Consider the following 8,147-nt stretch of genomic DNA (forward strand, 5'->3'; position numbering starts at 1 on the left):
CCCTGGCGTTCAGGGTAATAATTTCTCTGAAACAAAATCGAATAATTCCGGCACACCCCGCCTGCAGGCAGCGTTTCATTGCACGGAATCATGTCCTGAATGGGAACACTATAGACTTTATCTGGTGCAAGGCTGGAAACAATTGTGGATTATCATGTTACATTTCAACGGGATTTCTCAACCGGGCGGTGCGAAGGTCGGCTTTGCTCGCATTTACTTGCCTCGACGGTGCGCTGATGGATAGCTTTCCGTTTCGCCCCAAGCGCGCCGTCTGGACGGGCCTGCGTCACTGGCTGCGCGCCCGCATGCCCGCCATCATCGGCGACGGAGCCTCGACGCTGGTTTCGAAAGTCGTATCCCAGGTCGTTCAGCTCCTCATATTCCTCGTCGCCGCCCGCGTGCTGGAATCAGCCGAATTCGGTCTTTACGCATTCAGTTCGGCTATTGTCGTCATGCTCGTCGTGATCTCAGAAGGCGGATGGGGCGAGTTCGTCATGAAGGCCGAGTGTACGGATCGCGAGCTCGACCAGATTGGCACGCTTTCGATCGTCGCCGGGGTGCTCGTGACCATCGTCGGGCTGCTTGCTTCCGCCATTGCCTGGCTCCTTTTCGGCAGGCCGCATGAAGCGCTTCTCCTCGTTCTTTTCAGCTGCTGGTTTTTGCCATCGTCTCTTTACGCGGTTTACGATGGGTTGTTGGTCGCACGTGGCCTGCTGCGCAAGCAGGCCGCCATCCGCATAGCAAGCGAAGTTGCCGGGCTCTGCGCTGCGATGCTGGGGCTGTGGCTCGGCTGGAACGTGTTTTCGCTCGCGACCGGCCGGCTCGTTTCGCAGCTCGTTTGTCTTGCCGGTTCGGCAGCCGTGCTTGCCTGGCGTCCCAAGCTGCATCTCACATGGCCTTTCGCGCGCGAGATTCTCGAATTTTCTAGCCATATCCTGTCGAACCGGCTGATCCTCTTTCTGCGATCCTATTCCGGAACGCTCGCGATCGGCAGCTTTCTAGGCCTTGCGGAGGCAGGCTATTATCGCGTCGCGGAACGTATCGTTGCGGCATTTTCCGAACTCATCGGCGAACCGGCGCGAATGCTGTCCTGGACCCTGTTTCGCCGCGCGGCGATCGTGATCGGGGTGGACGGAAGACAGGTTCGCGACGCCGGACCCTCTGCAACGATCTTCATGACGGTTCTCATGGCAATTTCGACACCGATCTATCTCGGCCTTTCGCTCATATCGTCCGATTTGATCGACATCGTCCTCGGCGAAAAATGGGCGCCAGCGGCGATTCTGGTCGCGATCCTGTCGATAAAGCAGATCCTGTTGATGCCGGGCTACGTCACGGAAGCCCTGCTATCTCTGTCGGGCAACATTAGGCGCATGCCTCCAACCCTGCTGTTGAATGCGGTGGTCTCCGTCTCCCTGATCCTGCTTCTGGCGCCTTTCGGCGTGGCCGCTGCTGCCTGGGGACAGTGTCTGGCGTCGTTGATCTCCTTTTTAACATCGATGCACCTGCAAAAGAACTATGGCGGCCTTCGATGGGGGCGTGTGCTGCGCAAGAGCGGTTATCTTGCCGTTGCCATCGTGTTGATGGCGTCAGCGGTTTACGGGCTCGGCTATTTCGCCGGATCGCTGAGCATGCAGCGCGTATTGACTGTACTGCTGCAGGTTGTCTCGGGTGGAGCAATCTATATCTGCACGTTACTGGCTCTGGAGAAGATGAGCGGAGGCGCGGTTTCGATTCTCTCGGGCAGGCAGTGACCGGCGACGACAGGATGGATAGAGATAGGGGATGCAGGATGACGGCTTCGTTGCAATCCAATTTGTCATGGTCGGCACATGCGCGTTCGGCCTTGAAGAGCGCCGCACAGACCGCCGCTAAAGGGCTTTCGCCACTGCGCCTTGCCAGAGGACGGCTGAACTATCTCTTGCCCTTTCCACGGCGATTTACGGGCGCCTATGGCACCTATGACGCTGCCATTTCTGCCGCCCGCAGGCAGACCATGGCCGGCTATGATCACGATGAGATCGCAACCGTCGCCTTCGCCAAAATGTGTGAGGTGACGCCCTGGGACTATCCGGTGCTGTTCTGGATCCGCAATTTGCTGCACGAGATCGATGGCCTCGTCGACGCCGGTGGGCACATGGGCACGAAATATCGAGCCTTCCGTCCTGTGCTGCCGCTCGACGACGCTTTTCGCTGGGTCGTCTACGATCTGCCGGCTATCGTCCGCGCGGGGCAGAGCCTTGCCGAGAAGGAAGGCCTGACGAGCCTGTCCTTTGTCGATCGGATTGGAGACGCCGGCGAGATGTCACTGTTGCTTGGATCGGGGCTGATGCAATATCTCGATATGCCGCTGTCCGGACTGCTATCGCAAATGCCCTCCCGGCCGCAGCACCTGATCCTCAACAAGGTTGCGCTCCGCAAGGGTCGCACCGTCGTCACGCTCGAACGCATCGGCAGGTCCTATGTCCCCTATCACATGCGCAACGAGGCGGACTTCATCGACGATATTGCAAAGCTCGGCTACAAGCAGGTCGACCGCTGGTCCATTCCTTCCCTGTCCCATGCCATAGACACGCACCCGGAACTCGGTCGCAGCGAGAGCGCCGGCTTCTATTTTCGGCTGGGCTAGGATTAATTCCAGGAAAAGTGCTTGGCTGTTTTCCGTCAGGAAGGACGAAAAAAGGCCCGATCACTTTCGCGATTCGAGCGGAAGGTTTTAGCCGTGATGAAGCGACAGGTCCGCTTCGCCTTGATGATGCGGTCTGCGCGATTGCTTCGTCGCGTGTCGTTGCCTGAGGTGATCGGCGAGTCGGATAGACAGGGCGAGTAGCATCAGCGTCGGATTGGCATGACCCGGCGTCGGGAACACGGAGCTGCCGGCAATGAACAAGCCATCGATGCCGTGAACCATGGCATCGGTATCGACGACGCTCGTTCGCGGATCGCTTCCCATGCGGGTGGTGCAGGAAGGGTGGGCCATATCCATGAAGACGGGCAGGGTGTTCTCCCTTGCCGCGATCCAATCCGGCAGCACTGGTTTCGGTAAGCCAACGCGAACGAATTCGTTCGAAATCAATCCTGCAAGCCGTTTGACACTTGCTATTTCGCGCTGACCGATTTTCCAGTTGACTCGCGGCAATGGCTGACCGAAGCGATCGCGCTGTTGGGCGAGCATGATACGGCTTTCGGGATCGAGCTGTTGCTCGACCATGACGTCGAAGCGCAATTCCGTCGAGCGATGCGGCAGGCCGCGCTTGCGCACGAGGCGTTCGTAGAGCCCGGAGGTGATCATATCAGCCGATCTCGCGACTGTCGCAAGATCTCCCATGACGGTCTTGCCCCCACCCTTCGTCAAGCGCTTCAGTGCCGCCCAGGGATCATCCCGAGCATGAAGCTGCACCGGATAGGCGGCGCAGTTGGTAAGGCCTTCATATGCCTGAATTTCTGGGCTTAAGGACAGGCCCCTGAGATAGAAATGCGTGCGCCCCCCGTGGCTGAGGCCATAGAAATTGAAATGACGTGCGATCGCGTCGATGTCGCGTCCCGTGAAGCGGCAGAGCGATGTTCGGGGGTGGTCGCAGAGGTAGCGGCCGACAACATCATGCTCATTGCCTATGCCCGCCGGCAGAAGGGAATTGGATGCGAGCAGCAGGCGTGCATTCTCGACGCCCCCAGCGCAAAGAACGATCGTGTTTGCACAGACAGTCGCGCTGCGACCGATGGCGCTCCGGAGATTGAGGGAGGTCACCCGCCGGCGCTGGCTGTCGACATTGATCTCGGTCACCGTGGCATGCGTCAGGAAGCTTATGTTCGCGGCCTTGATATAGCCAGCAAGTCGGGCAAAGCGCGTCGGTTCGGCACGCGGATGGCGCATGTGGCTGAATTGCCAGAAGAAAGGCTTGAGAAGCTGCTTGTTAAGACCGAGATCGTCCGGGCGTGAATGGAGCAAAGCAAAAAGGCGTTCATCGTAGAGGTTCGGCCCGAGGTTGAGCAGTTTGCCGGCACGATCGAGAGCAGGCAGCAGCTGTTCGCGATCGATCGGCCAGCCGGAAAGCGGCAGCCAGGGCCGGTTCAGGAAATCGATGTCATCGAAGGCAGCGCATTTGCCGATCCAGGTATGGCTGCTGCCGCCAAGCATGCGATTTCGAAGCTCGAATGCGGGAACATCGTTCAGCCATGCCAATCTGTCGGTATAGCCCCGCCCTTCGGGTACGGCATTCGCCGAAACGAATGGCTCGCCAATGTTCTCGACGGAATTCAGCGCCTGGATTTCCGCCTCGTAATCCTGGCCGCCGCTCTCGATGACAAGGACACGAATGCGGGTATCGGCCAACTCGCGGGCGATCGCAATTCCGGCCGGGCCGCCACCGATAATCGCAATATCGGCATGTATTTCAATCCCTTCCGGCATAGATCTCAAGTCACTGGTTATCATGATCGTTTTCCCGCTGGTTTTCCCATTTTTTTACCAGCATCGCGAGCGTGCGGATAACTGTTCGATTGGCATAGGTACGTGCGATATCTACCGATTTCGGATAGGTGATCTGATCGGTTCCGGCGGCTTTTTCAGTCGGAAGTCCATGCTGAAAATGCGTCAATCACAGGCTAGGCTCTCCAGCAAATGCCGAGTTTCCTGGGAGCGAAAATCATGGCCAAGGTGGGGTTACGGGAGTGGTTGGCGCTCGCGCCGGTATTTGCTTCGGGCAAATTGGCACGCTACAGCGACGAGACCGGCGGCCCGCTCGGGCGCTTCGAAGCCGACTTTTCCACCAAGTTCGGTGTGCGCCATACCTTGGCCACGAGCAGCGGAACCGGCGCGCTGATCTCGGCGCTGGTTGCCGCCGGTGTCGGTCCCGGGGATGAAGTGCTCGTGCCCGCCTATACCTGGATCGCGACAGCTGCCGCTCCACTGGCCGCCGGCGCGGTGCCGGTCCTGGTCGATATCGACCGCACGCTCACGATGGATCCGCAGGACATCCTGCGTAAGATCACGCCGCAGACGAGGGCAATCATCCCCGTCCACATGTCGAACATGGTGTGCGATATGGACAGCATCATGCGCATTGCCCGCGAGAACAATCTCGTGGTCATCGAGGATGCCTGCCAGGCTGTCGGATTGCATTACAAGACCAAGCGGGTCGGTACGATCGGTGACTTCGGAGCCTTCAGCTTCAATCAGTTCAAGAACATCAATTGCGGGGAGGGTGGGGCCGTTGTCACCAACGACGCGCGGCTCTTTGCGCGTGCCCGGATGTATCACGACATCGGCTCCATGTTTCGCGGCCATCTCGACAATGCCAACGAGCCGCCCATGCTGGGGGTGAATTTCAAGGCGAGCCAGATTCAAGGCGCCATGTTGAACGTGCAGTTGAAAAAGCTTGATCCGATGATTGCCCGCATGCGCGAGCGCTACGATGTGATGAGCGAAATCTTCGCCAAGAGCGGGCAGATCATGGTGGGGCCTCACAACGATATCGGCAATGCGGCGGGCCTCCACGTCATCTTCGAGACGTCGGAGGAGGCCAAGCGATTTGCCGAGGAAAACAAGCGCGGTGTCTATCGGCTGTTCGATTCCAGCCGCCATGTCTATACCAACTGGCAACCTGTTCTGCAGCAACGCACAGGCCATCCGGCGATGAACCCCTTCCACTGGACCGATCGGAAGATCGAATACACACCGGAACTTTGCGCGCAGACACTCGATATCCTGAAGCGCAGCTGCCGCATCAGCCTTGGAGAAAACTATCCCGTTGCGTTGGTCGCCTATATGGCGAGGCGGATGTCGCGGCAGGCCAAATCGAAGAACGTCAATCTCTTATACGCAACGATCTGACATGGAAAATATCGGGCCCGACACAATCGATGTCTGGCACTGGAAGCTGGACATGCCGTTGCCTGACCCCGGCATGTACATCACCTTGCTGTCGCTCGACGAATGCGTTCGGACCATTCGCTTCGTCCATGATCGCGACAGGCATCGTTTCGTCGCCGCCAGGACCGGGATGCGGGTGATCCTCGGGCGCTATCTCGGCATTCCGCCGCGGTCGATAGGCTTCGACTATGGCGATAACGGCAAGCCTTACGTCGCGATCGGCGGCGTTTGTCCCATCCATTTCAATCTCAGCCACAGCGCCGACCTGGCCGTCCTTGCTGTCTCCGATCGTTATGAACTCGGCATCGATATCGAGGAAATTCGGTTCCTGAAGGAAGATATTGCGAAGTGGTTCTTCTCCCGCAAGGAGTATCAGACGCTTCGATCTCTGCCGGCTGATGGCTATCTGGATGGTTTCTATCGCTGCTGGACGCGCAAGGAAGCATTCATCAAGGCCCATGGTGCCGGCTTGTCGCTGCCGCTCGATAGTTTCGACGTCGCCTTCGACAGATCGAAACAATCGCGCTTGGAACGGCTGGAGGGAGACGAGGATGCACCGCAAAACTGGGCCATTCTGGAGCTTGCGACACCGGCCAACTTCGCTGGCGCCGTTGTCGCCTCGACCGGCGGGCACCAGGTATGCCTGCGCTATCGCAATGGAAATATCAGTCAGATGGTCAGCCGCGCATCGAGAATGTAGCGTCCGTCGGCGGCGTCGAAGTGATGGCAACCATGGAGCCCGGCCTTGAAAGCCGGGGTGACGGTGCGGATGCGGCGCTCGCAATAGTCGTCAAGCGTGAGTCTCTCGATCTCCATGATGTTGAGAGCATAACCATAAATGCCGTATGCATTGTGCTGCGAGGGCCGCAAGAGCCTGCCGCCACGTTCGAAGATGCGCCCTGCGCCTCGTGCCTCGGTGCTGCCGATGACGACCGGATTTCGCTTATGGGGCCTTATGCCTGTGAGCGCGGGGCCGTCGACCTCGAACAGATAGAGCTCGCTGCAATGGTCTTCATAGGCATGGAAATCTGACAGATTGGTGAACAGCCACCATTTGCCGCCATGGCGGATCAAGACGCTATCGGCCGGCGATTGACCCTCGAAAGCCGTGGCATGCAGCTCCCATTTCAGCGGAAACTCACGGCAGCGCCAGACCTCGAGCCGCCGTGCCTGATGCGTTTCCGGTATCATGAAGATCTCGTCGCCATCGCGAAATATGAATGGATAGGAAAGATGGTAGGGGCGCTCCAGCGCCACCCCGACCTGTATGAGCGCATCGCCGTCGAAACGGCCGACCGCGATATGCGCCTTGCGGTCACCATGGGAATAAGCCTCATAGAACAGGTAGCATTTGCCATCCTCCTGAAACAGGAACGGATCGGCCTTGATGCTGTTATCAGAAGGTGGGATTTCGACCGCCTTGCTCGGATCGAAGTCATCGATGTGACCGTGTCCCGTATAAAGCGTCCATATGGCCGATTCGGCGCGGAGCCTCGTCCTGATCGATTTGAATGCCTTGACCGAGACCGATCCCGCGACGATGCAGCCATAGCGAAAGAGGTCAACGAGTGATGGTGCCTGCTCGACGATCGAGTTGGAGAAGGCGGAGGGGTTGAACCGCCTGGTGTCGGCGAGCCGCGTCAGCTCCCGCAGCAGAAGGGTGACGCTTCGCTCCCGCACGAAGGCACTCAATCGCGCTGCGCTGGGCTTGATGTTGAATGACGCCCGCGCAATCTCGAATCTGCCGGCTTTGCCGCCGCACTTGGCATAGAGGACCAGATCGGCAGCCGGCGCACGGGCAAGGACCTCGGCATAGCCGTACCAATCCACATCTGCCGATCGCCGGTCGGAGAGGTTGAAGGCCCATTCTCCGAACGGGAGAGCCGCGATCGCTTCGTCGCCCATGCTCATTGGAACCATGCGGATGACGAGGTCCAATTTCAGACGACGCAGCGATGCCGCCGTGATGTTGTCGGGAGTGCTTGTCTTGTCGCCATTGGATTCGTAACAGTCGATAAAATGACGCCGGCTATTGAAATGCTTTGGCGAATAGACGGATTGACGCGCAAGAGCCTGAGCCTCCAATCGCGCACTCCAGGACAACAGCTTCGATGCCTTGCCGTCGCCGAACGGATGAGGATGGGTCAGCACGGCTGCAAGCTCCAGACCCGGGGCACCCAGAATTCGGTCCAGGATCATCAGCTCCCAGTTTTCGAGCGCATGTCCGCGCGCGACGAGAATGCCGACCCTCAATGGCTTAGTCTCGTTCATGACT

7 protein-coding genes are annotated in these 8,147 nt (G+C 58.7%); 4 read left to right on the plus strand and 3 right to left on the minus strand.

What is annotated here, in order from left to right:
• The first annotated feature begins 203 nt into the window (after positions 1-203).
• Together PH558_RS27490 and PH558_RS27495 are read left to right on the plus strand one after the other, a co-directional pair.
• Complete coding sequence (locus tag PH558_RS27490) at positions 204-1,754, plus strand: oligosaccharide flippase family protein (protein WP_285207736.1); 1,551 nt, start codon at positions 204-206, stop codon at positions 1,752-1,754.
• A gap of 38 nt (positions 1,755-1,792) precedes the next feature.
• Complete coding sequence (locus tag PH558_RS27495; RefSeq protein ID WP_285207737.1) at positions 1,793-2,629, plus strand: methyltransferase, TIGR04325 family; 837 nt, start codon at positions 1,793-1,795, stop codon at positions 2,627-2,629.
• An 87-nt stretch (positions 2,630-2,716) separates the two neighbouring features.
• On the opposite strand, the gene PH558_RS27500 is transcribed toward PH558_RS27495, so the two are convergent.
• Positions 2,717-4,435, minus strand: a complete 1,719-nt coding sequence (locus PH558_RS27500) for a GMC oxidoreductase (protein ID WP_285207738.1) — start codon at positions 4,433-4,435, stop codon at positions 2,717-2,719.
• Positions 4,422-4,598, minus strand: a complete 177-nt coding sequence (locus PH558_RS27505) for a hypothetical protein (RefSeq protein ID WP_285207739.1) — start codon at positions 4,596-4,598, stop codon at positions 4,422-4,424. Before PH558_RS27505 ends, PH558_RS27500 begins: the two co-directional genes overlap by 14 nt.
• A 50-nt stretch (positions 4,599-4,648) precedes the next feature.
• Here PH558_RS27505 and PH558_RS27510 point away from each other — a divergent pair, with 50 nt between their 5' ends.
• The gene (locus tag PH558_RS27510; protein WP_285207740.1) at positions 4,649-5,833 is read left to right on the plus strand and encodes a DegT/DnrJ/EryC1/StrS family aminotransferase; all 1,185 of its coding nucleotides are present in this window, start codon (positions 4,649-4,651) and stop codon (positions 5,831-5,833) included.
• 1 nt (position 5,834) lies between these two features.
• Positions 5,835-6,572, plus strand: a complete 738-nt coding sequence (locus PH558_RS27515) for a 4'-phosphopantetheinyl transferase family protein (RefSeq protein ID WP_113409702.1) — start codon at positions 5,835-5,837, stop codon at positions 6,570-6,572.
• Here PH558_RS27515 and PH558_RS27520 read toward each other — a convergent pair.
• Positions 6,542-8,143 carry a glucosamine inositolphosphorylceramide transferase family protein gene (locus tag PH558_RS27520; protein ID WP_285207741.1) on the minus strand — a complete coding sequence of 534 codons (1,602 nt, stop codon included), beginning with the start codon at positions 8,141-8,143 and terminating at the stop codon, positions 6,542-6,544. The genes PH558_RS27515 and PH558_RS27520 overlap by 31 nt on opposite strands.
• Positions 8,144-8,147 lie beyond the last annotated feature (4 nt).

The sequence above is a fragment of the Rhizobium pantanalense genome, assembly GCF_030182525.1.
Lineage (GTDB): Bacteria > Pseudomonadota > Alphaproteobacteria > Rhizobiales > Rhizobiaceae > Rhizobium.